At 61.3% G+C, this 20109-nt stretch carries 27 protein-coding genes and 1 pseudogene; 10 read left to right on the top strand and 18 right to left on the bottom strand.

The genetic code is table 11. The features are described 5' to 3' along the window. Positions 1-36 precede the first annotated feature (36 nt). The 4 genes and pseudogenes from FK527_RS00755 to istB all read left to right on the top strand — a co-directional run. Positions 37-219 carry a hypothetical protein gene (locus FK527_RS00755; protein ID WP_144728710.1) on the top strand — a complete coding sequence of 61 codons (183 nt, stop codon included), beginning with the start codon at positions 37-39 and terminating at the stop codon, positions 217-219. Positions 220-256: 37 nt separating this feature from the next. Next, positions 257-913 (top strand): RlmE family RNA methyltransferase, encoded by a 657-nt coding sequence (locus FK527_RS00750; RefSeq protein ID WP_144728708.1) that lies wholly within the window; start codon positions 257-259, stop codon positions 911-913. Positions 914-978: 65 nt separating this feature from the next. After that, entirely contained in the window at positions 979-1410 is a 432-nt protein-coding gene (locus FK527_RS00745; protein ID WP_144728706.1) for a MerR family transcriptional regulator, read from the top strand. Between the two features lie 82 nt (positions 1411-1492). Beyond that, a pseudogene (gene istB / locus FK527_RS17750) lies at positions 1493-2144 on the top strand (IS21-like element helper ATPase IstB); the annotation flags it as partial. A gap of 166 nt (positions 2145-2310) precedes the next feature. Here the strand turns inward: istB and rplQ are convergent. The 18 genes from rplQ to FK527_RS00650 all read right to left on the bottom strand — a co-directional run bounded on the left by rplQ (position 2311) and on the right by FK527_RS00650 (position 12590). Further along, positions 2311-2694: a 50S ribosomal protein L17 gene (rplQ, locus tag FK527_RS00735; protein ID WP_144728705.1), complete on the bottom strand. Its 384-nt coding sequence runs from the start codon at positions 2692-2694 to the stop codon at positions 2311-2313. Positions 2695-2780: 86 nt separating this feature from the next. After that, positions 2781-3773, bottom strand: a complete 993-nt coding sequence (locus FK527_RS00730) for a DNA-directed RNA polymerase subunit alpha (protein ID WP_144728703.1) — start codon at positions 3771-3773, stop codon at positions 2781-2783. Between the two features lie 108 nt (positions 3774-3881). After that, on the bottom strand, positions 3882-4505 hold the full coding sequence (gene rpsD / locus FK527_RS00725) for a 30S ribosomal protein S4 (protein WP_144728700.1): 624 nt from the start codon (positions 4503-4505) through the stop codon (positions 3882-3884). Between the two features lie 89 nt (positions 4506-4594). After that, positions 4595-4999: a 30S ribosomal protein S11 gene (gene rpsK, locus FK527_RS00720; protein WP_144728698.1), complete on the bottom strand. Its 405-nt coding sequence runs from the start codon at positions 4997-4999 to the stop codon at positions 4595-4597. A 13-nt stretch (positions 5000-5012) separates the two neighbouring features. Further along, the gene (rpsM, locus tag FK527_RS00715) at positions 5013-5378 is read right to left on the bottom strand and encodes a 30S ribosomal protein S13 (protein ID WP_144728697.1); all 366 of its coding nucleotides are present in this window, start codon (positions 5376-5378) and stop codon (positions 5013-5015) included. Positions 5379-5400: 22 nt separating this feature from the next. After that, positions 5401-5514 carry a 50S ribosomal protein L36 gene (gene rpmJ / locus FK527_RS00710; protein ID WP_114482899.1) on the bottom strand — a complete coding sequence of 38 codons (114 nt, stop codon included), beginning with the start codon at positions 5512-5514 and terminating at the stop codon, positions 5401-5403. A gap of 71 nt (positions 5515-5585) precedes the next feature. Beyond that, complete coding sequence (gene secY, locus FK527_RS00705; protein ID WP_144728694.1) at positions 5586-6896, bottom strand: preprotein translocase subunit SecY; 1311 nt, start codon at positions 6894-6896, stop codon at positions 5586-5588. A 35-nt stretch (positions 6897-6931) separates the two neighbouring features. Next, positions 6932-7363, bottom strand: coding sequence for a 50S ribosomal protein L15 (rplO, locus tag FK527_RS00700; RefSeq protein WP_144728692.1), 432 nt, complete (start codon positions 7361-7363; stop codon positions 6932-6934). 10 nt (positions 7364-7373) lie between these two features. Further along, entirely contained in the window at positions 7374-7556 is a 183-nt protein-coding gene (gene rpmD / locus FK527_RS00695; RefSeq protein WP_144728690.1) for a 50S ribosomal protein L30, read from the bottom strand. 14 nt (positions 7557-7570) lie between these two features. Continuing rightward, on the bottom strand, positions 7571-8089 hold the full coding sequence (gene rpsE / locus FK527_RS00690) for a 30S ribosomal protein S5 (protein WP_144728688.1): 519 nt from the start codon (positions 8087-8089) through the stop codon (positions 7571-7573). Positions 8090-8106: 17 nt separating this feature from the next. Then, complete coding sequence (gene rplR, locus FK527_RS00685) at positions 8107-8472, bottom strand: 50S ribosomal protein L18 (protein WP_144728686.1); 366 nt, start codon at positions 8470-8472, stop codon at positions 8107-8109. An 11-nt stretch (positions 8473-8483) separates the two neighbouring features. Then, entirely contained in the window at positions 8484-9017 is a 534-nt protein-coding gene (rplF, locus tag FK527_RS00680; protein ID WP_144728683.1) for a 50S ribosomal protein L6, read from the bottom strand. Between the two features lie 22 nt (positions 9018-9039). After that, complete coding sequence (rpsH, locus tag FK527_RS00675; protein WP_144728681.1) at positions 9040-9435, bottom strand: 30S ribosomal protein S8; 396 nt, start codon at positions 9433-9435, stop codon at positions 9040-9042. A gap of 20 nt (positions 9436-9455) precedes the next feature. Then, positions 9456-9761, bottom strand: a complete 306-nt coding sequence (rpsN, locus tag FK527_RS00670; protein WP_144728679.1) for a 30S ribosomal protein S14 — start codon at positions 9759-9761, stop codon at positions 9456-9458. Between the two features lie 8 nt (positions 9762-9769). Then, on the bottom strand, positions 9770-10309 hold the full coding sequence (gene rplE / locus FK527_RS00665; protein ID WP_144728677.1) for a 50S ribosomal protein L5: 540 nt from the start codon (positions 10307-10309) through the stop codon (positions 9770-9772). A 9-nt stretch (positions 10310-10318) separates the two neighbouring features. Then, the gene (gene rplX / locus FK527_RS00660) at positions 10319-10639 is read right to left on the bottom strand and encodes a 50S ribosomal protein L24 (protein WP_144728675.1); all 321 of its coding nucleotides are present in this window, start codon (positions 10637-10639) and stop codon (positions 10319-10321) included. Positions 10640-10648: 9 nt separating this feature from the next. After that, a complete protein-coding gene (rplN, locus tag FK527_RS00655; protein WP_144728672.1) occupies positions 10649-11017 on the bottom strand; it encodes a 50S ribosomal protein L14 in 369 nt (122 codons plus the stop codon). 292 nt (positions 11018-11309) lie between these two features. Beyond that, positions 11310-12590, bottom strand: a complete 1281-nt coding sequence (locus FK527_RS00650; protein WP_144728670.1) for a glutamate-5-semialdehyde dehydrogenase — start codon at positions 12588-12590, stop codon at positions 11310-11312. A 115-nt stretch (positions 12591-12705) separates the two neighbouring features. Between FK527_RS00650 and FK527_RS00645 the strand changes: the two genes are divergently transcribed. The 6 genes from FK527_RS00645 to FK527_RS00620 all read left to right on the top strand — a co-directional run bounded on the left by FK527_RS00645 (position 12706) and on the right by FK527_RS00620 (position 20056). After that, positions 12706-13833 carry a flagellar basal body P-ring protein FlgI gene (locus FK527_RS00645; RefSeq protein ID WP_144728668.1) on the top strand — a complete coding sequence of 376 codons (1128 nt, stop codon included), beginning with the start codon at positions 12706-12708 and terminating at the stop codon, positions 13831-13833. Beyond that, positions 13833-14750: a flagellar assembly peptidoglycan hydrolase FlgJ gene (gene flgJ / locus FK527_RS00640; RefSeq protein ID WP_144728666.1), complete on the top strand. Its 918-nt coding sequence runs from the start codon at positions 13833-13835 to the stop codon at positions 14748-14750. The genes FK527_RS00645 and flgJ overlap by 1 nt, the downstream gene beginning before the upstream one ends. Before the next feature lie 11 nt (positions 14751-14761). Further along, positions 14762-16714 carry a flagellar hook-associated protein FlgK gene (gene flgK, locus FK527_RS00635; RefSeq protein WP_144728664.1) on the top strand — a complete coding sequence of 651 codons (1953 nt, stop codon included), beginning with the start codon at positions 14762-14764 and terminating at the stop codon, positions 16712-16714. A gap of 28 nt (positions 16715-16742) precedes the next feature. After that, positions 16743-17972: a flagellar hook-associated protein FlgL gene (flgL, locus tag FK527_RS00630; protein WP_144728662.1), complete on the top strand. Its 1230-nt coding sequence runs from the start codon at positions 16743-16745 to the stop codon at positions 17970-17972. 71 nt (positions 17973-18043) lie between these two features. Continuing rightward, positions 18044-19249, top strand: coding sequence for an HDOD domain-containing protein (locus FK527_RS00625; protein WP_144729376.1), 1206 nt, complete (start codon positions 18044-18046; stop codon positions 19247-19249). Positions 19250-19384: 135 nt separating this feature from the next. Continuing rightward, positions 19385-20056, top strand: a complete 672-nt coding sequence (locus tag FK527_RS00620; RefSeq protein WP_144728660.1) for a histidine phosphatase family protein — start codon at positions 19385-19387, stop codon at positions 20054-20056. The last annotated feature ends 53 nt before the right edge of the window (positions 20057-20109 follow it).

Genomic DNA, 20109 nt, shown 5'->3' with positions numbered 1-20109 from the left:
CCGCTGCATTTTGTATGCAACCCTTTGATTTTTTGAATGATTTCTCACTCTGCGAGACTCACCCCCTCGGGTGAGAGCGCTGCGCGCCCGATCGCGCCGCCCTCGGGCACGCTGGCCGCGTTGCAAATCCTCGCCATGGCACCCGCCATGGCGAAGATTTGCGCCTTGCCAGTGCGCCCGATGACGACACGCTCGGGCGCGCTCAACTGCCGGATTTAGGATAACGCGGCAGGCACGCAAGCCCCACGCAAACCGCATGAAAGTAAAAACCAAAAGCAAGAAGGTCAACAAGGCTTGGCTCCACGACCACGTCAGTGACCCCTACGTCAAACTCGCGCAGAAAGAGGGCTACCGCGCGCGCGCCGCGTACAAGCTGCAAGAGATCGACGCGCAGTTCGGCCTGATCCACCCCGGCCAGACGGTGGTGGACCTGGGCGCCGCACCCGGTGCCTGGAGCCAGTACCTGCGCCGCCGCCTCACGCCCCGTGGCGCAGGGGGCGCACTGGATGGCTGCATCATCGCGCTCGACATCCTGCCCATGGAGCCGATCGAGGGCGTGCACTTTTTGCAGGGCGACTTTCGCGAGCCCGAGGTGCTGCAGCGCCTGGAGCAGACGCTCGCGGGGCGCAAGGTTGACGTGGTGGTCTCGGACATGGCGCCCAACCTCTCGGGCATTGCCGCGGCCGATGCGGCGCGCGTCACGCACCTCATCGAGCTCGCGCTCGACTTTGCGCGCGCACACCTGCAGCCCGAGGGCACGCTGGTGGTCAAGCTCTTTCATGGCAGCGGCTACGCCGAACTGGTGCAACAGTTCCGGCAGACCTTCAAAGTCGTCAAGCCCCTCAAACCCAAGGCATCACGCGACCGCTCGGCCGAAACCTTTCTGCTCGGCCGCAGCCTCAAAAATGCGTGAAACTTCACGCCGTCTGCGGTACGCTAACGCGCCATTTCCCTATCCCCTACGAGTCCGCACAAGCCATGGGCAACCCGCTTCCCGCCATTCCTGCCAAACGCTATTTCACCATTGGCGAGGTTGCCGAACTGTGCGGCGTGAAGCCCCATGTGCTGCGCTATTGGGAGCAGGAATTCACCCAATTGCGCCCCATGAAGCGGCGCGGCAACCGGCGTTACTACCAGCACCACGAGGTGCTCATGATCCGCCGCATCCGCGAGCTGCTGTACGAGCAGGGCTTCACCATCCAGGGCGCGCGCAACCGCCTGCAGGAGCTCGCACAGCAGGGCCGCGCAGACTCTCAGATGCCGAGTGCCGCCGACCCCGACGAAGTGGCCGATCCCATGCTCCTGTCGGCCCAGACCCAGCCGACTTGCGCAGGCAGCGGTGAATACGGCATGTTGGACGCGCAAGCCGTGCGCGCGGAGCTATTTGCCATTCGGGCCTTGCTCTCGTGAGAGCGCTCTTGCAAGCAAAGTGGGTGTCCCTTTGTTAGTCGGAACCGTTCTTACTAATGAGAATACGCGACTTTAAAACTACTGGCCCGCACAGCGCTTCCTGGGCGCGCTGCTGGAGCACGAGATGACCGAGCGCGAGACCCGGCGACTGGCGCGCGCATGCATCGACAGTCAGCTGCCGCCGGGCAAGAGCCTGTCCGAGTTCGACTTCGCGGCCGTGCCGACCGTCTCCAAAGCCCACGTTATGGCGCTGGCAGAGGCCGACAACTGGTTAGCGCAAGGCCACAACCTGCTGGCCTTCGGCCCACCAGGCGCTGGTAAGACGCACTTGATGGCCGGCATCGGCCACGCCCTCATCGACCGGGCCCACAAGGTGCTGTTCGGCCGCACCAGCGAACTGGTGCAGCGTCTGCAGGCAGCACGCCGAGATCTGCGACTGCCCGCCCGCCGAGCTGGCCAAGCTCGACCGCTTCGACCTGCTGGTGCTTGATGACTTCAGCTATGCCAAGCGGGACCAGGCCCAGACATCGGTGCTGTTCGAGCTCATATCCGAGCGCTATGAGCGCAAGAGCATCGCCATCACGACCAACGCGCCGTTCTCAGAATGGGATCAGGTGTTCCCGGACAAGGCCATGACGGTGGCCGCCGTCGACCGCCTGGTCCATCACGCAACAATCCTGGAGATGAACGTGCAGAGTTACCGACGCCGCGCTGCGTTGCCGGCGGAGCAATGATCACCGCCTGACCGCACCGCTCAGGATAATTGAGCGTTGACCGCTCAAGATAGTTGACGCCGGACAGCACAGCCAACCTCCGAGATGAGCAGACTTTCCAATACGCTTCATGCCATCTATAGCGAGTCGACTCGTGGCGCCACGCTGTTTTCCGACTCCTTCAGACTCATGCCTGATTGGAAAAACTTTCCTCGGCACGCTCCACGAACTCTACGTAGGCCATAGCCGCATTGTCTCCAACACGAAATCCCATTTTCAGAATGCGCGTGTAACCACCAGGACGCGTCTTGAAGCGCGGTCCCAATTCATTGAACAGCTTGGTGACGCTATCACGATTGCGCAGACGGTTGAAAGCGAGGCGCCGATTGGGAACGCTATCTTCCTTTGCCAAGGTGATCATGGGCTCAATCACGCGGCGCAGCTCCTTAGCTTTGGGCAGCGTTGTTTTGATGGCCTCGTGCTCAATGAGCGAGTTCATCATGTTTTGCAGCATAGCTAGTCGATGCGAGCTGGTGCGATTGAGTTTGCGAAGTCCATGTCCGTGGCGCATAGTGCTTTCCTTCTAGATAATTTATTGAATCAGACAGCCGTATCAGGTACTGCCCGAGGCACTCTTCCCATTGAATAGAGGGAAATTTATCGTTTCTCGAGACCAGCGGGAGGCCAGTTCTCCAAGCGCATACCCAAGGTCAAACCACGTGAAGCAAGAACCTCTTTGATTTCATTGAGCGACTTGCGACCGAGGTTAGGGGTCTTGAGCAGTTCATTCTCGGTGCGCTGAATAAGGTCACCGATGTAGTAGATATTTTCCGCCTTGAGGCAGTTGGCGGAGCGAACGGTGAGTTCCAATTCATCCACAGGGCGCAGCAATATGGGATCAAACGCTGAAGCCCCCCGGGCTTCGCCGCCAACCGCACCAGGAGGAACTTCACCACCTTCCAGCTGGGCAAAAACCGCCAGCTGTTCAACCAATATTTTCGCCGACGTGCGCACGGCGTCTTCCGCTGAGATCACACCATTGGTTTCGATTTCGAGCACCAACTTATCCAGATCCGTACGCTGCTCGACACGAGCACTCTCCACCGTGTAGCTCACGCGCTTGACGGGGGAGAACGAGGCATCCAGAACAATCCGACCTATAGCCTTGTTCGGCTCATCGCCATAGCGGCGCACAGTTCCAGGCACGTATCCACGCCCCTTCTCGATCTTGATCTGCATGTCCAATTTGCCGCCCTGCGACAAGTGTGCGATCGTATGACCCGGATTGACTATTTCGACATCGTGCGGCGTTTGAATATCGCCCGCCGTCACCGCACCTTCACCCTCTTTGCGAAGGCTCAGGGTTACTTCGTCGCGATGGTGCAGTTTGAAAACTACACCCTTCAAATTTAGCAAGAGGTTCACCACATCCTCCTGAACACCGTCGATCGAGGAATATTCGTGAAGCACTCCGGCAATGGTCACTTCAGTCGCTGCATACCCCACCATAGACGACAGCAATACGCGCCGCAAGGCATTGCCCAGCGTATGGCCATAGCCCCGCTCGAAAGGTTCCAGCACCACACGGGCGCGGTTATTTCCCAACTGCTCCACGGCAATCGTCTTGGGTTTCAGCAAATTGGTTTGCATGCAGACTTCCTCTCAATGCCCCCAGCTCGTTACACCGGTAAGGCTGATGACGCCCCGCACCGCGATGTCGCACGGCGCCAAAGGCTTATAAACTGAACCGTCGCTTTATTAACGCGAATAAAGCTCGACGATCAACGATTCGTTGATGTCAGCACCGAATTCATCGCGATCCGGGGTTTTCTTGAATACACCCTCAGCCTTATCGGCATTCACCTCAACCCATCCAGGCATTCCAACCTGTGCGGCCAACTGCAAGGCTTCGATCACACGGTTTTGTTTCTTGGATTTTTCGCGCACGGCAACCACATCGCCGGGTTTGACCATGTAGGAAGGAATGTTCACCGACTGGCCATTCACCGTGATGGCCTTGTGCGACACGAGTTGGCGCGCCTCGGCACGCGTAGACCCAAATCCCATGCGATAAACCACGTTGTCGAGACGCGATTCAAGCAAGAAAAGAAGGTTCGCGCCGGTGTTGCCCTTGCGACTTCCCGCGGCTTCGAAATAGCGGCGGAATTGCTTTTCGAGCACTCCATACATGCGCTTGACTTTTTGCTTCTCACGCAGTTGCAAGCCATAGCCAGACGTGCGCGCACCGGAGGTGCGTCCATGCTGACCCGGCTTGGAGTCGAATTTCGCCTTGTCAGCAATAGAGCGCCGCGCGCTCTTGAGGAACAAGTCAGTGCCTTCACGACGGGAGAGTTTGGCCTTGGGACCGAGATAACGTGCCACTTGAATTTCCTTTTTTCATCTACCGCAAGTGATTGCGGGAGCCCCCTGCCGTGCAAAAGCGTACACAGGAGGCGGTGGTCTTGAAAGAATCAGATACGACGGCGCTTTTGAGGGCGGCACCCATTGTGCGGGACAGGGGTAACGTCAGAGATAGACGTGATTCGAATCCCCAACGCACCCAACGCACGCACCGAGGACTCCCGACCTGGACCAGGGCCCTTGATCTCCACATCGAGGTTCTTGATGCCCTGTTCTATAGCCGCACGACCCGCAACCTCGGAGGCAACCTGCGCAGCAAAGGGCGTAGATTTGCGAGAGCCCTTAAAGCCTTGGCCACCGGACGATGCCCAGGACAAGGCGTTGCCCTGACGGTCCGTGATCGTGATGATGGTGTTGTTGAATGAAGCATGCACATGGGCAATGCCATCCGAAACGTTCTTGCGAACCTTCTTGCGTACACGCTGTGCAGCGCTATTGGAAGGAGATTTGGCCATACAAGTCTTTCAATTACTTCTTCAATGCCGCTGCGCCCTTACGGGGACCTTTGCGGGTACGCGCATTGGTGCGAGTCCGCTGCCCCCGCACAGGCAACCCACGGCGATGCCGGAAGCCGCGATAGCAGCCGATGTCCATCAAACGCTTGATGTTCATCGTGGTTTCACGACGCAAATCACCTTCGATGGTGTATTGTGCAATTTGATCGCGAATTTTTTCGAGGTCTGCGTCCGTGAGGTCTTTGATCTTTTTGGAATAAACAATTCCACAAGCGTCGCAAATCTGACGTGCGCGCGTACGGCCAATTCCATAGATAGCCGTCAGTCCGATCTCAGCATGTTTATGCGGAGGAATATTGATACCAGCGATACGTGCCATGTGCGTCCTCTATTACTCTTTATCAACCTTGACGCTGCTTATGACGCAGGTCAGTGCAGATCACACGCACCACCCCTTTGCGGCGGATGATCTTGCAGTTGCGGCAAATTTTCTTGACCGAAGCCGAAACTTTCATTTCACTCTCCTAAAACTTGTCCACCCATCTCCTGACGCTGCAGGTCAGGCACGATGGAATCCTAAAAAACCTCATTGGGCCTTGAAACTAGCCTTCTTGAGCAACGACTCATACTGCTGCGACATCAGATAGTTCTGCACTTGTGCCATGAAGTCCATCGTCACAACTACAATGATCAGCAATGATGTGCCCCCGAAATAAAAAGGGACGTTGTATTTAATAATCAAGAATTCCGGCAACAGGCACACAAAGGTGATGTAACCGGCTCCTGCGAGCGTCAGGCGCACTAGAATCTTGTCAATATATCTTGCCGTTTGCTCGCCCGGACGGATACCTGGGATGAATGCACCACTTTTCTTCAGATTATCCGCAGTTTCTCTACTGTTGAAAACCAAGGCCGTGTAGAAAAAGCAAAAGAAAATGATGGCCGCCGCGTACAACAATGTATAAATTGGCTGCCCTGGCGTCAGGGCGCCCGCCATATCACGCAACCAACGCATCGAATCGCCGGCACCGAACCAATTCATGATCGTAGCGGGCAGCAAAATAATGGACGAGGCGAATATTGGCGGAATCACGCCAGCCATATTCAGCTTCAACGGCAAATGCGAGGATTGCCCAGCATACACTTTGTTCCCCACCTGGCGCCGCGCATAGTTCACGAGAATCTTGCGCTGACCACGTTCAACGAACACCACGAAGTAAGTGACTACACCCACCACTGCCACGATGAATATAGCCGAGAGGATACTCATCGCGCCGGTACGCACTAACTCGAGCAAGCCACCTATAGAGCCAGGAAGGCCTGCCGCAATACCGCCAAAGATCAGGATGGAAATCCCGTTACCCAAACCGCGTTCCGTGATTTGTTCGCCGAGCCACATCAAAAACATTGTCCCGGCAGACAGACTCACGACGGCGGTCATGCGAAAAGCAAAGCCAGGGCTCAATACCAAACCAGGCGAGCTTTCCAAGGCGACAGCGATTCCCATCGACTGAAACAAGGCCAGCGCCAAAGCACCATACCGCGTATATTGCGTGATCTTGCGGCGTCCTGCTTCTCCTTCTTTTTTCAACTGCTCAAACGTGGGTACGACGTACGTCATCAATTGCATGATGATGGACGCCGAAATATACGGCATGATCCCCAGGGCAAAGACGGTAAAGCGCGAAAGCGCCCCGCCCGAGAACATGTTGAACAGGTTCAAAATGCCGCCCTGCTGCCCACTGAACAATTTCTGCAGCTGCACCGGGTCAATGCCGGGCACAGGAATATGCGCTCCGATACGATATACCACCAGCGCCAGCAACAAAAATACCAAGCGGCGCCGCAAATCGCCGAACTTACCGCTTTTTGCAAGCGAAACAGCGTTAGTAGCCACAGGTGCCTTCTTTCAGCGTGGAGCAGAAGACGAGTTCAGGCGACGCAGCCACCGGCAGCCTCGATAGCAACTTTGGCGCCTGCCGAAGCCCGAATGCCATTGAGCTTGACCGCTTTCGTGATGCTCCCGGTCTGGATCACCTTGGCCGCCTTGATCATCTCACCAACCAGCCCGGCTTGCTTGAGCGCCAGCAGATCAACCTCGCCCAGACCAAGTTTTTCCAGGTCCGTCAGAGTCACCTCGGCATTGAACTTCAACTGCTGCGACTTGAAGCCGCGCTTTGGCAAACGGCGCTGCAGCGGCATCTGCCCACCCTCGAAGCCTACTTTGTGGTAACCACCAGCACGCGACTTTTGACCCTTGTGGCCACGACCCGCAGTTTTTCCGAGCCCAGAGCCAATGCCGCGGCCAACGCGGCGTTTGGCGTGCTTGGCGCCATCTGCAGGCTTGATGCTATTGAGTTGCATGATCGATCTCTCAGAGGACTTTGACCAGGTAACTGATCTTGTTAATCATGCCGCGCACCTCAGGGGTATCCTTCAGTTCACGAACACTGTTCAGCTTGCGCAGTCCGAGACCACGCACCGTGGCACGATGCGACTCTTTGGTGCCAATAGGGCTGCGCACCAATTGAACCTTGACGGTTTGTTGGGTTGTCATATGCAGACTCCAGTTCAGGCAAAGATGTCTTCGATGGCCTTGCCACGCTTGGCGGCGACCTCTGAGGGCGTGGTGGACTTATTCAGCGCATCGAAAGTGGCGCGTACCATGTTGTACGGATTGGACGAGCCATGGCTTTTCGCCACGATGTCGGTAATCCCCATTACCTCGAAAACGGCGCGCATAGGACCGCCTGCAATGATGCCCGTACCTTTGGGCGCAGGCATCATCATCACTACGGCAGCACCATGAACCCCCATCACGTTGTGGTGAATCGTGCCACTTTTCAGCGACACCTTCACCATATTGCGACGCGCTTCTTCCATGGCTTTTTGCACTGCAGCAGGGACTTCTTTCGACTTCCCCTTGCCCATGCCTACGCGACCATCTCCATCACCGACCACCGTCAGGGCCGCGAAACCGAGAATACGGCCACCTTTGACGACTTTGGTCACGCGGTTCACCGCGATCATTTTCTCGCGCAAACCGTCGTCGCGACCTTCGTCTTGTACCTTGGGTTGAAATTTTGCCATTTTGTATCTCGCTTCGCTTAGAACTGCAGACCAGCTTCGCGCGCCGCCTCAGCCAAGGCCTTGACGCGACCGTGGTAGGCAAAACCTGAACGATCAAATGCCACCTTCTCTATGCCCGCAGCTTTGGCCTTTTCGGCAATCCGCTTGCCTATCAATTGGGCCGCGGCCGCATTGCCACCTTTTCCCGCGCCACCGAGCGACTGGCGCACTTCGGCTTCCAAGGTAGAGGCACTGGCGAGCACCCTGCTTCCGTCGCCGGAGATGACGCTGGCGTAAATATGAAGATTCGTGCGATTCACGGTCAGTCGCGCAACCCCTTGCTGGGCAATACGAATACGTGTCTGGCGTGCACGACGAAGACGCTGCTCTTTTTTGTTCAGCATGGTGCAGCTCCTTATTTCTTCTTGGTCTCTTTGATCGTGATCTTTTCGTCCGCATAGCGAATACCCTTGCCTTTGTAAGGCTCGGGCGGACGAACGGCGCGGATCTCAGCGGCTATTTGGCCTACACGCTGGCGGTCTGCGCCTTTGATGACGACCTCCGTCGGCGAAGGCGTGGCCACGGTGATCCCAGCGGGCATTTCAATATCCACAGGATGCGAAAAACCCACACTCAGATTCAGCTTGGAGCCGCTGGCTTGCGCTTTATAGCCCACGCCAACGAGACTCAGCTTCTTCTCGAAGCCTTTACTGACGCCAACCACCATGTTATTGACCAACTGGCGCAAAGTTCCGCTCATGGCATTGGCCTCGCGGGATTCATTCGCCGGCTCGAAGCTCAGCTTATCATTATTGTGGAGCACCTTGACCAAGATGTTTTGCCCCAGCGACAAAGTACCGCCGGCGCCTTTCACACTGATTTGGTCTTCTTTAATGGACACATCCACGCCTGCGGGAATGACCACAGGCAATTTTCCTACGCGGGACATTCAGTTTCTCCTCAATGCCACGTTAAGCCACATAGCAAAGCACTTCGCCGCCGACACCGACAGCACGCGCCTTGCGATCGGTCATCACGCCCTTGGGCGTGGTGACGATGGCGACACCCAAACCATTCATGACCTGCGGAATGGCATCACGCCCCTTGTAGACGCGAAGGCCAGGACGGCTAACGCGCTCAATACGCTCAATCACAGGACGACCGGCGTAGTATTTCAGGGCAATTTCAAGTTCAGACTTGCCAGCTTCGGACTTCACCTGAAAACCGTCGATATACCCCTCGTCCTTCAGCACTTGGGCGATGGCCACCTTCACCTTGGAAGCGGGCACCTTCACCGTGGCCTTGGAGACCATCTGGGCATTGCGAATGCGGGTCAGCAAGTCAGCGATAGGATCACTCATGCTCATGTTGAATCTCTCCTGCCTGCTTACCAGCTGGCCTTGGTGATGCCAGGAATTTCACCCGCAAAAGCCATTTCGCGGATCTTTGCACGGCCCAGTCCGAATTGACGGAAAGTACCACGCGGACGGCCCGTGATTTCGCAGCGATTGCGTTGACGCGTTGGATTTGCGTTACGCGGCAACTTTTGCAGAGCGAGACGCGCGGAATCGCGCTCTTCGTCACTTCGCTTGGCGTCGCCGGCAATGGCCTTCAGTTCCGCATATTTGCCTGCGTACTTGGCCGCCAATTTTGCGCGTTTTTGCTCGCGCTGAATCAAAGCTACTTTAGCCATGCGCCACCTCAGTTTTTGAAGGGAAAACGGAAACCTGCGAGCAGCGCCTTGGCTTCTGCGTCGTTTTTGGCCGTCGTGGTGATGCTGATATTGAGGCCGCGCAAGGCATCCACCTTGTCGTATTCGATCTCAGGGAAAATGATTTGTTCTTTGACGCCGACGTTGTAATTCCCACGTCCATCAAAAGCGCGTCCGGATATCCCACGGAAGTCGCGCACCCGCGGCAACGCAACCGTCACGAAACGGTCCAGAAACTCGTACATCTGGACGCCGCGCAGCGTCACCATGCAACCTATGGGCTGACCTTCCCGGATCTTGAACCCGGCGATGGCCTTTCTGGCCTTGGTCACTATGGGTTTTTGCCCGGCAATCTTGGTCAGATCAGCCACGGCGTTGTCCATGACTTTTTTATCGGCCACAGCCTCACCCACCCCCATGTTGAGCGTGATCTTGACCAGTCGAGGAACCTCCATGGGCGAGGTATACCCGAATTGCTTCATCAATTCGGGGGCGATTTGTTCGCGGTAAATTTGCTGGAGTCGTGCCATTTTTTTTCCTTAGGCCGCCTTGATTTCCGCGCCGCTGGACTTGTACACGCGAACGCGCACCCCATCGGCCTGAACCTTGATGCCAACGCGATCCCCCTTGCCAGTGGCCGGATTGAAAATGGCCACATTGGACTGGTGGATAGGCATCGCCTTCTCCACAATACCGCCGGACTCGCCCTTGAGCGGATTCGGCTTGACGTGCTTCTTTACGACATTGACACCATCGACAATGAGATGGGAATCGTCTTTGCGCAACGCCACGGTGCCGCGCTTACCCTTATCCCGCCCCGTCAACACGATGACTTCATCGCCTTTGCGAATTTTGTTCATGGCGCCACCTCAAAGAACTTCAGGAGCCAAGGAGACGATCTTCATGAAGCGCTCGGTACGCAGCTCACGCGTAACAGGCCCGAAGATGCGCGTGCCAATCGGCTCCAGCTTGCTGTTGAGCAACACCGCAGCGTTGCCATCGAATTTGACAAGGGAGCCATCTCCGCGCCGAATACCCTTGGCCGTACGAACCACTACTGCGTTGTAGATCTCGCCCTTTTTGACGCGACCACGCGGAGCAGCCTCCTTGACGCTCACTTTGATGATGTCACCGACGCTTGCATAGCGACGCTTAGACCCGCCCAGCACCTTGATGCAAAGGACGGACTTGGCGCCAGTGTTGTCGGCAACCTCTAACCGAGATTCTGTTTGGATCATTGCAATATTCCCAACTTGTACCGGCACACCTGAAACCCCCGAACCCGGAGCTACAAGCCAACCAGTCAGTCTTGGGCCCGCCGTCTGCACCGCAAACCACTTGCAGTGCTTCCTGTTGGGCAAGAAACTCGCGCCTCACAACGCGAAGCGGCGAATTATGGCACAAAAAAATAATGGCTGTCAACAGGGAGTCTTATCCAACGAGGTATGAGCCTGAAGCCCACCTGGCCCCACCTCATGATTCCAAGGCAGAATGAGCCTGTGCACAAGCCCGCCACTGCGGCGCCAGTTTTCAACCACGCACCTCGCCCTCGCCCAGCACCACCCATTTGAGCGAAGTCAGCCCCTCTATGCCCACGGGGCCGCGGGCGTGGAATTTGTCGGTGCTGATGCCGATTTCGGCGCCCAGGCCGTATTCGAAGCCGTCGGCAAAGCGCGTGCTGGCGTTCACCATCACGCTGGCCGAATCGACGGCGCGCAAAAAGCGTTGCGCGTGCATGTGGTGACTCGTGACGATGGCGTCGGTGTGGTGGCTCGAATAGTGGTTGATGTGCGCAATGGCTTCTTCCACGTCGGCCACGACCTTCACGCTGATGATGGGCGCGAGGTATTCCACGAACCAGTCCTGCTCGGTCGCGGGTACGACGCGTGCGCCGCTCAGGGGCGCGAGCAGCGCGAGGCTTTCGGGGCAGGCGCGCATTTCCACGCCTTTTTGCGCGTAGATCGCGCCTATGCGTGGCAAGAACGCCGCCGCCACGCCGCGCGCCACGAGCAGGCTTTCGGTGGCGTTGCAGGGGCTGTATTTTTGCGTCTTGGCGTTGTCGGCGAGCTTCACGGCCATGGCTAGGTCGCAGGGGTCATCGACGTAGGTGTGGCAGTTGCCGTCGAGGTGCTTGATCACGGGCACCTTGGCGCCGGCGCTGATGCGCTCGATCAGGCCCTTGCCGCCGCGCGGGATGATCACATCGACGTACTGCGGCATGGCGATGAGCTGGCCCACGACTTCGCGGTCGGTGGTTTGCACGAGCTGCACGGCCTCGGGCGGCAGGCCGGCCTCGGTGAGCGCCTGCTGCACGAGGCGCGCGAGCGCCTGGTTCGAGTGGATGGCCTCGGAGCCGCCGCGCAGGATGCAGGCGTTGCCGCTTTTGATCGACAGGCTCGCGGCCTCTATGGTCACGTTCGGGCGGCTTTCGTAGATCATGCCGAACACGCCTATGGGCACACGCATGCGGCCCACGCGGATGCCGCTGGGCTGCTGGCGCAGCTCGAGCACCTCGCCGACGATGTCGGGCATGGCGGCCAGTTGCTCGCAGCCCTGCGCGCAGGTCTCGATGGCGGCGGGCGTGAGCTTGAGCCGGTCGACGAGCGGCGCCGCCAGGCCCGCGGCGCGCGCGCGCTCGAGGTCTTGCGCGTTGTCGACCTGCAGCGCGGCGCTGTGCGTGCGCAGCAACGTGGCCAGCGCCGTCAGCGCTTTGTTTTTAGTAGCTACTGACGCTCTCGCCATAAGGGCTGAGGCCGTTTTTGCTTGCAAACCCAGGGTTTGCGTGTAGTGCACGATGTCGGTAGCGTTCATGGGCGGATTTTGCCGCAGCATTGCACCTGCCGCGCATACCAATACTGCAATTGGCCGGTTTTCGTGCTGCTTTTTGGGGCTTGCGGCGTGCGCGCAGGTGTCCACAATCGGGGGCATGAAAGCCTTGTCCTCTCTTGCTGTGTTGCGCGGTCTGCTGCTTTCCCTGATGCTGGCGGGCGCGGCCTGGCCCGCGCAGGCGCTGCGCATCAAGGAAGTGGCGGCCGTGCAGGGCGTGCGCAGCAACCAGCTCACGGGCTACGGCATCGTCGTGGGGCTGGACGGCACGGGCGACCAGACCACGCAGATGCCGATCACCACGCAGAGCGTGTCGAACTATCTGCAACAGCTGGGCATCACGCTGCCGGCGTCCATGGCCTCGCAGCTGCAGTTCAAGAATGTGGCCGCAGTGATCGTGACGGCGCAGCTGCCCGCGTTTGCCCAGCCGGGGCAGATGATAGATGTGGTCGTTTCCTCCATGGGCAACGCCAAGTCGCTCAAGGGCGGCACGCTGATCGCCACGCCGCTGCGCGGCGCGGACGGCGAGATTTACGCGCTCGCGCAGGGCAACCTCGTGGTCGGCGGCGCGGGCGCGGCTGCGGGCGGCAGCAAGGTGCAGATCAACCACTTGAGCGCGGGCCGCATCCCGCAGGGCGCGCAGGTCGAGCGCAGCGTGCCCACGCCGCTCAACGACGGTGACACGATCCAGCTCGGGCTCGACGCCTCGGACTTCCAGACCGCGCGCCGCGTCGCCGAGGTCATCAACGCGCGCCTGGGCGCGGGCCTGGCGCGCGCGCTCGACGGGCGCACGGTGCAGGTGCGCGCGCCGCAAGACCCGGCCGGGCGCGTGAACTTCATCGCCGATCTCGAAGACCTGGAACTGCAGGCCCCCACGCCCGCGGCCAAGGTGGTGATCAACGCGCGCACGGGCTCGGTGGTGCTGAACCAGGCCGTGACGCTGGGCCCCTGCGCGATCGCGCATGGCAACCTCTCGATCACGATCAGCTCAACGCCCGTGATCAGCCAGCCCAATCCGTTCTCGCAAGGGCAGACGGTGGTGGCGCAAAAGAGCAACATCCAAATCAACCAGGAGCCGGGCCGCGTCATCCAAATGCCACCCTCGCCCCAGCTGGCCGACGTGGTGCGCGCGCTCAACACGCTGGGCGCTACGCCGCAGGACTTGCTCGCGATTCTGCAGGCCATCAAGGCGGCAGGGGCGCTCAATGCGGAGCTGGAGGTGATCTGATGGCGCTGTCCTCGGCCCCCGCAAGCCTGAGCGCCGGCACGGCAAATACGCTGGCTGCCGACGCGCGCTCGCTCAATGCCCTCAAATACGCCGCCGGCAACAAGGACCCGCAGGCCGTGCGCGCGGCGGCCAAGCAGTTCGAGTCGCTGTTCATGCGCGAGCTCATCAAAAGCATGCGCGAAGCGACCATGAAGTCCGGCCTGCTCGAGGGCCCGCAGGGCGATCTGGCGACCGACTTGCTCGACCAGCAGCTCTCGGTGCAGATGGCGGGTCAGCCCGGCGGCCTGTCAGATGCCATCGTGCGCCAGCTTTCGCAGCAAATGGGCGGCAGCGGCGACACCGCGCTGTCCGTGCCTTCGACACTGAGCCTTGCAGCGAGCCGCGCGCGCTTTGCGGGCGGCGCCGCCACCGGAAACGCCGGGGTCGGCAACGCTGGCGCCGCCGCACCGGCGGGACGTGAGGGCTTCGTGCAGTTCCACCGCGCCGCGGCCGAGCGCGTGGCGCAGGAAAGCGGCATTCCCGCGCACTTCATGCTCGGCCAGGCCGGACACGAAACCGGCTGGGGCCGGAGCGAAATCCGCCAGGCCGACGGCTCGCCCGCGTACAACCTGTTCGGCATCAAGGCCGGCAAGGGCTGGACGGGCAAGGTGGCGACGGTGACGACGACCGAATACGAAGGCGGCGTGGCGCGCAAAGTGGTGGCCAAATTCCGCGCCTACGACTCTTACGAAGACGCTTTCCGCGACTACGCGCGGCTCATCAACGGCAACCCGCGCTACGCCGCGGCGCGCGCCAAGGTCGGCTCGGCCGTAGCCTACGCGGCAGAGCTGCAAAAAGCCGGCTACGCCACCGACCCCGCCTACGCGCGCAAGCTCAGCAATGCCATTCATAGCGCCTCGAGCGTACAACGCACCTGAGGAGCACGATCATGAGCCTCTTCAACATCGGCGTGCGCGCATTGCAGACCAACCAGGTGGTTTTGCAGACCACCGGGCACAACATCGCCAACGTGAACACGCCCGGCTATTCGCGCCAGACCGTGGCGCTGCAGAACCTGCCGGGACAGTTCACCGGCAGCGGCTTCATCGGCCAGGGCGTGGAGGTGCAGGCGATCGTGCGCAACCAGAGCGACATGCTCACGCGCCAGGCCACGGCGGCTGCCGCCGTGAGCGCCGCTGACAGCGCACGCGCGCAGAGCCTGCAGCGCCTGCAGGACGTGTTCAGCGGCGGCGACAGCGGCCTGGGCGCCGCGATCAACGACATGATGAATGCGCTTGCCGACGTGGCGAGCGCCCCCACCGACCTTGCCGCGCGCACCGTGGTGCTCACGCGCATGGACGCAACCGCCACGCGCATGCGCTCGGCGTCCGACCAGCTCGACCAGATCGCTGCCGGCGTGCGCAGCGACCTCGACACCGGCGTCCAACAGGCCAACGACCTCGCCGGCCAGATCGCGCGCCTGAACGAGCTGATCGTGCGCGCGCAGGGTAGCGGCAAAGCTCCCAACGACCTGCTGGACCAGCGCGACCAGGCGATCCGCAATCTCAACCAGTACGTGCAAACCACGCAAGTGCCGGCCGACGACGGCTCGCTGGGCGTATTCGTGGGCAACCAGCCGCTCGTGCTCGGCACCACGGCGGCGACGCTGTCGGTGGGCGACGCGCCGGATTTTTCTGGCAGTGGGCAGCTCAAGCTGTTTTTCACGGCGCCAGGCGGCACGCCCCAGGCGATCGACGAACAGGTCATTGGTGGCGGCGCCATGGCCGGGCAGCTCAGGTTCTACAACGGTGACCTCGAGGAAGGGCGCAATCTGCTCGGGCGCATGGCGCTGAGCCTGACGCAGGCGCTGAATGCGCAAAACCGCCTGGGCCTCACGCTCGACGGCAAGGTCGGCGGCGATTTGTTCCAACCTGTCGCCTTGAAGGATGCCATTGCAGCCGCAGGCAATCCTTCGGGTGCAGGGGCTGGCATCGGCTTGGCGGTGGCCGACCCTGCCAAGCTCAAAGCCTCGGATTACACGGTCGCGTTCACGGCAGGCGCGGTCGGTACGGTCGTGCGCCAGTCCGACGGCGTGACCCTGTCCTTCGATGGCACAGCCGGCAATACGCTGCAGGACGTACTGCGGGGCGAAGGGCTCACGGCCACGGTGACGGGCGCGCCCCAGGCGGGCGACAGATTCCTGATCCAGCCGGTGCGGGACGCGGCCGGGAAAATGCAGGCGCTGGTGCACACACCGAGCCAGCTCGCCGCAGCCAATCCGGTCAATGCAGCCATGGGCACGGGAAACACCGGCTCGCTGCAGTTGGCGAGCCTGCAGGCGCTGTCGAACCCTCCGGGCACGTCGGTGCCACTCACGCTGACATTCACCGGGCCGAACACCTACACCCGCAGCGATGATCCGGCCGTCCCTCCGGCACTGCCCACCGCCTACAGCTATGTTTCCGGGCAGGCCATCAGCTACGACAACGCCACACCGCCCACGGGCTGGTCCGTGACCTTGAGTGGTACCCCGAACCAGGGCGACACCGTCACCGTGGGGAATGCGCTGGCTGCGGGCGACTACTTCCAGCGCGATGCCGGCAACGCCAAAGCCATGCTGGCCTTGCGCGACGCGCCCATGTTCGACGGCGCGCCTTTGAGCGACGGCTTTGCCAGCGCGATGGCGCAGGTCGGAACGCGCACACAGAGCGCGCAGTTCGCAGCGCAGATGTCAGGCACCATCGCCGCGAACCTCGAAAATGACCGCACCGCCGTCTCGGGCGTGAATCTGGACGAGGAAGCGGCCAAGCTGATCCAGTACCAGCAGGCCTACCAGGCCTCGGCCAAAATGATCCAGGTCGCGCAAACGGTCTTCGACAGCCTGCTGCAGACCATGGGCTAAGCGCCCGAGAAGCAAGGAGCACCACGCCATGAGCAGCAACCTCATCGCCCGCACGGGCACGGCCAACCTCTACGACAACACGATCCGCAATCTGCAGGCGCAGCAGACGACGCTCGCGCAGCAGCAGGAGCACCTCAGCGCCGGCAAGCGCGTGCTGCGCGCGAGCGACGACCCCGTGGCCGCCGCACAGGCCGAGCGCGCACGCACGCGCATCAGCCGCAACGAAACCGACTTGCGCGCCCTGAATGCGCAAAAGGACAGCATGGCACTGGCCGAGTCCACCCTGGGCAGCACCATGGACGCCATGCAGGCGTTTCGCGAACTCGTGGTGCAGGCTGGCAATGGCACCCTCTCGGCCACCGACCGCAACACCATCGCGTTGCAGTTGCAGGGCCTGCGCGAGCAGATCCTGGGCTACGCCAACAGCAAAGATGCCAATGGCCTGCCCTTGTTCCAGGCCCTGGGCAGTGCCAGCACCCCGTTCACGGGCGCTTCGCCCCCCACTACCTTCAAGGGCCTGCCCGGGCAGTTTGCCAGCGGCACAACCAGCATCGCGCCGCTGCTCGACGGTGACGCCGCCTGGATGAGCGTGCCCACGGGCAATGGCGTATTTGCCGTGACGGCAACGCCCGGCAATGCGGGTACGGCGCAAGTGACGGCGGATCAGGTCACCAATCCTGCCGCTGCGGGCGATGGCCACAGCTACCAAGTCAAGTTCACGGTCGATACCACCACGGGTGCCACTACTTACACCGTTACCGATCAAACACCTCCACCCGCCACGCCTACAACCGGCCTGCCCACCAGTCTGACCTACACCTCGCCCACGACCATCAGCTTCGCGGGCCGCGCTATAGACATCACGGGCGCACCTGCCAATGGCGACAGTTTCACGGTCGCGCCGAGCAAGCAGACCAGCGTCTTCCAGGTGCTCGACGACACCATCGCCGCGATCCGCAGCGGCAACCCAAGCACCGTGTACAGCGGCATCGCGCAGGGGCTGAGCCAGATCGACGTCGCCATGAGCCGGCTGTCGGATGCGCGCGGCCTCGCGGGCGAGCTGCTGAACCGCGCCGACCGCATCCAGAGCGACCTCGACACGCGAGGCTCGCAGCTCGAAGCCCAGCGCTCGAGCGCCGAAGACCTCGATATGATCAAAGGCATTTCAGACTTCCAAAACCAAAACACCAGCTACCAGGCTGCGCTGCAGTCCTACGCACAGGTGCAAAAGCTCTCCTTGCTCAACTACCTTGGCTGAGACTTTGGCAGGTGAGCTGAGCTGCTCCTCCAGCTTTGCGCCTATAAAGAAGTCCCATGCCCCGCCCCGAGATGCTCCAATCCGTTCTTCGCAGCCTGGTTCTGGGCTACCGTCCGCTATGGAACCGTGCGCGCCAGCTCGCCGGCATAGAGCTGTATGCCCAGTGCAAGTCTGCCGAAGGTGTGCAAGCCGTGGACGGCGCGCACCTGTTGCGCACGATGCAAGAGCTGTGGTCGTCCAGCTCTCCGCCCGTGCTCATCGCGGCGCAAACCAAGCCCTTGCTGTGCAGCCTGCTCGACCACCCCGAGCGCGTCGCGCCCTGGATAGAAGTGCGTGACCATTGGCTGCAGGACGCCGAGGTGTTGCAGCGCGTGCAGGCAGCGCACCGGCGCGGCCTCAAGCTCGTCTGGCGCGGCGACCTGGGCCGCGAGCCCGCGCCCGAAGTCCTCGATTGCTTCGACCACTGCCTGCTGGGCATCCCGCCCGCCTACGCGCTCGCGGCGCTGCAGTCCGCACCCGGCGCAAGCCCGCTGCCCGCGCGGCAGATGTTCGAAAACGTGCCCAGCCGGGCGCTGGTCGCGCACTGCTTCGACCAGTGCGACGCACTCGCGCTGGCTGGCTGGCCGGCCGAGGATGTGCTCTACAGCCTGCGCCACCAGCCCATCCAGCCGGCGCACGAGGTCGTGCACGCACTCATGAAAGCCATAGACCAGGAGCAGTCGATAGAAACCTTCGAGGACATCCTCGGGCGCGATCCTCTCCTCGCCTACCGCTTCCTGGTGCACGTGAACTCTGCCGCGCTGGGGCTGCGCACGGGCATCGATTCGCTGCGCCGCGGCTTGGTGCTGCTGGGCTACGGCACGCTGGAGCGCTGGCTCGCGCAGCAACTGCCCACCGCCAGCACCGAGCCTGACCTGCACCCCGTGCGTGCCAGCATGGTGATGCGCGCCGAGCTCACCGCGCGCCTGCTCGACGCCGGGGAGGGAAACGACCTGCGCCGTGAGGTGTATCTGTGCGGTCTGTTCTCGCAGCTCGACCTGCTGTTGGGCGAACCGCTGGGCAGCATCCTGCGCCGCATCCCGCTGTCCGAACGCATTTACGACGCCAACGTGCTGCGCACCGGCCCCTACGCGCCGCCTCTGGAGATGGCCTGCGCCCTCGAAACCGACGACGCGCAAACCATCCTGCAGCTGTGCGAAACCCACGATTACGACATCGAGGAAGTCAACCGCGCCCTGTTGCGCATGCTTGCCGACCTCGAAGTGGCGCACGCCTGACGCGCGGCCAGTGCACCGTCGGCGCCTTGCACTCCTGAGGAGCGCTTGCGCCACACCGCGCAATTGCTACGTAACTAATAGCTGCCGTCGCTTGTGTGAAAAGCACAAAGTGGCTTTTTCATCCACAATTTCGACATGGGAACCCTCTACCTCGTGCGCCACGGCCAGGCCTCGTTCGGCGCGCATGACTACGACCAGCTCAGCGCGCTCGGCCAGCGCCAGGCCGAACGGCTGGGCGCACACTGGCGCGCCCGCGGCCTGCGGTTCGACGCCATCCTCACAGGCACGCTGCGCCGCCACCTCCAGACGCTCGCAGGCATCGCCGCGGGCCTGCAAACCGCACTGCAGCCTGTCGAGCTGCCCAGCCTCAACGAGTACGACAGCCAGGCGCTGATCCACGCCATCCACCCCGAGCCGCTGCCGCGCCCGGACACGCCGGCGCTGTACCGCGCGCATTTCCGCCTGCTGTGCGACGCGCTCGCACAGTGGATGGCAGGCACCATCAGCCCCGCCGGCATGCCGAGCTGGCAGGAGTTTGCAGGCGGTGTGCGCGCCGTGCTCGAGCAGGTGCGCAGCCAGCACGCCCAGCAGAACGTGCTGCTCGTGAGCAGCGGCGGGCCCATTTCCACGGCGGTGGGCGAGGTGCTGGGCACGGCGCCTGAAGTGACGATCGCGCTCAACATGCGCATACGCAACAGTGCCGTGACCGAGTTCAGCGTCTCTCCCAAGCGGCTCATGCTGCAGACCTTCAACACCCTGCCGCACCTGCACGAAGTCGAGCACGCGGACTGGATCACTTTCGCCTGAGATTCCTAAAAAGAGAGCTTCTAGCGCACGTCTATTACCGTGTAGCAGGGCTT

It is taken from the genome of Extensimonas perlucida (assembly GCF_007655255.1).
In the GTDB taxonomy this organism is placed as follows: domain Bacteria; phylum Pseudomonadota; class Gammaproteobacteria; order Burkholderiales; family Burkholderiaceae_C; genus Extensimonas; species Extensimonas perlucida.
The sequence above is the reverse complement of the archived record's forward strand: the minus strand, read 5'-3'. Positions and strand labels throughout refer to the sequence as shown.

Excerpts from the sequence above, each read along its gene's own strand:
- FK527_RS00755 (WP_144728710.1), top strand. The coding sequence starts at position 37 with ATGATTTCTCACTCTGCGAGACTCACCCCCTCGGGTGAGAGCGCTGCG.
- FK527_RS00750 (WP_144728708.1), top strand. The coding sequence starts at position 257 with ATGAAAGTAAAAACCAAAAGCAAGAAGGTCAACAAGGCTTGGCTCCAC.
- FK527_RS00745 (WP_144728706.1), top strand. The coding sequence starts at position 979 with ATGGGCAACCCGCTTCCCGCCATTCCTGCCAAACGCTATTTCACCATT.
- rplQ (WP_144728705.1), bottom strand. The coding sequence starts at position 2,694 with ATGCGCCACGGACATGGACTTCGCAAACTCAATCGCACCAGCTCGCAT.
- FK527_RS00730 (WP_144728703.1), bottom strand. The coding sequence starts at position 3,773 with ATGCAAACCAATTTGCTGAAACCCAAGACGATTGCCGTGGAGCAGTTG.
- rpsK (WP_144728698.1), bottom strand. The coding sequence starts at position 4,999 with ATGGCCAAATCTCCTTCCAATAGCGCTGCACAGCGTGTACGCAAGAAG.
- rpsM (WP_144728697.1), bottom strand. The coding sequence starts at position 5,378 with ATGGCACGTATCGCTGGTATCAATATTCCTCCGCATAAACATGCTGAG.
- rpmJ (WP_114482899.1), bottom strand. The coding sequence starts at position 5,514 with ATGAAAGTTTCGGCTTCGGTCAAGAAAATTTGCCGCAACTGCAAGATC.
- rplO (WP_144728692.1), bottom strand. The coding sequence starts at position 7,363 with ATGCAACTCAATAGCATCAAGCCTGCAGATGGCGCCAAGCACGCCAAA.
- rpmD (WP_144728690.1), bottom strand. The coding sequence starts at position 7,556 with ATGACAACCCAACAAACCGTCAAGGTTCAATTGGTGCGCAGCCCTATT.
- rpsE (WP_144728688.1), bottom strand. The coding sequence starts at position 8,089 with ATGGCAAAATTTCAACCCAAGGTACAAGACGAAGGTCGCGACGACGGT.
- rplR (WP_144728686.1), bottom strand. The coding sequence starts at position 8,472 with ATGCTGAACAAAAAAGAGCAGCGTCTTCGTCGTGCACGCCAGACACGT.
- rplF (WP_144728683.1), bottom strand. The coding sequence starts at position 9,017 with ATGTCCCGCGTAGGAAAATTGCCTGTGGTCATTCCCGCAGGCGTGGAT.
- rpsH (WP_144728681.1), bottom strand. The coding sequence starts at position 9,435 with ATGAGCATGAGTGATCCTATCGCTGACTTGCTGACCCGCATTCGCAAT.
- rpsN (WP_144728679.1), bottom strand. The coding sequence starts at position 9,761 with ATGGCTAAAGTAGCTTTGATTCAGCGCGAGCAAAAACGCGCAAAATTG.
- rplE (WP_144728677.1), bottom strand. The coding sequence starts at position 10,309 with ATGGCACGACTCCAGCAAATTTACCGCGAACAAATCGCCCCCGAATTG.
- rplX (WP_144728675.1), bottom strand. The coding sequence starts at position 10,639 with ATGAACAAAATTCGCAAAGGCGATGAAGTCATCGTGTTGACGGGGCGG.
- rplN (WP_144728672.1), bottom strand. The coding sequence starts at position 11,017 with ATGATCCAAACAGAATCTCGGTTAGAGGTTGCCGACAACACTGGCGCC.
- FK527_RS00650 (WP_144728670.1), bottom strand. The coding sequence starts at position 12,590 with ATGAACGCTACCGACATCGTGCACTACACGCAAACCCTGGGTTTGCAA.
- FK527_RS00645 (WP_144728668.1), top strand. The coding sequence starts at position 12,706 with ATGAAAGCCTTGTCCTCTCTTGCTGTGTTGCGCGGTCTGCTGCTTTCC.
- flgJ (WP_144728666.1), top strand. The coding sequence starts at position 13,833 with ATGGCGCTGTCCTCGGCCCCCGCAAGCCTGAGCGCCGGCACGGCAAAT.
- flgK (WP_144728664.1), top strand. The coding sequence starts at position 14,762 with ATGAGCCTCTTCAACATCGGCGTGCGCGCATTGCAGACCAACCAGGTG.
- flgL (WP_144728662.1), top strand. The coding sequence starts at position 16,743 with ATGAGCAGCAACCTCATCGCCCGCACGGGCACGGCCAACCTCTACGAC.
- FK527_RS00625 (WP_144729376.1), top strand. The coding sequence starts at position 18,044 with ATGCTCCAATCCGTTCTTCGCAGCCTGGTTCTGGGCTACCGTCCGCTA.
- FK527_RS00620 (WP_144728660.1), top strand. The coding sequence starts at position 19,385 with ATGGGAACCCTCTACCTCGTGCGCCACGGCCAGGCCTCGTTCGGCGCG.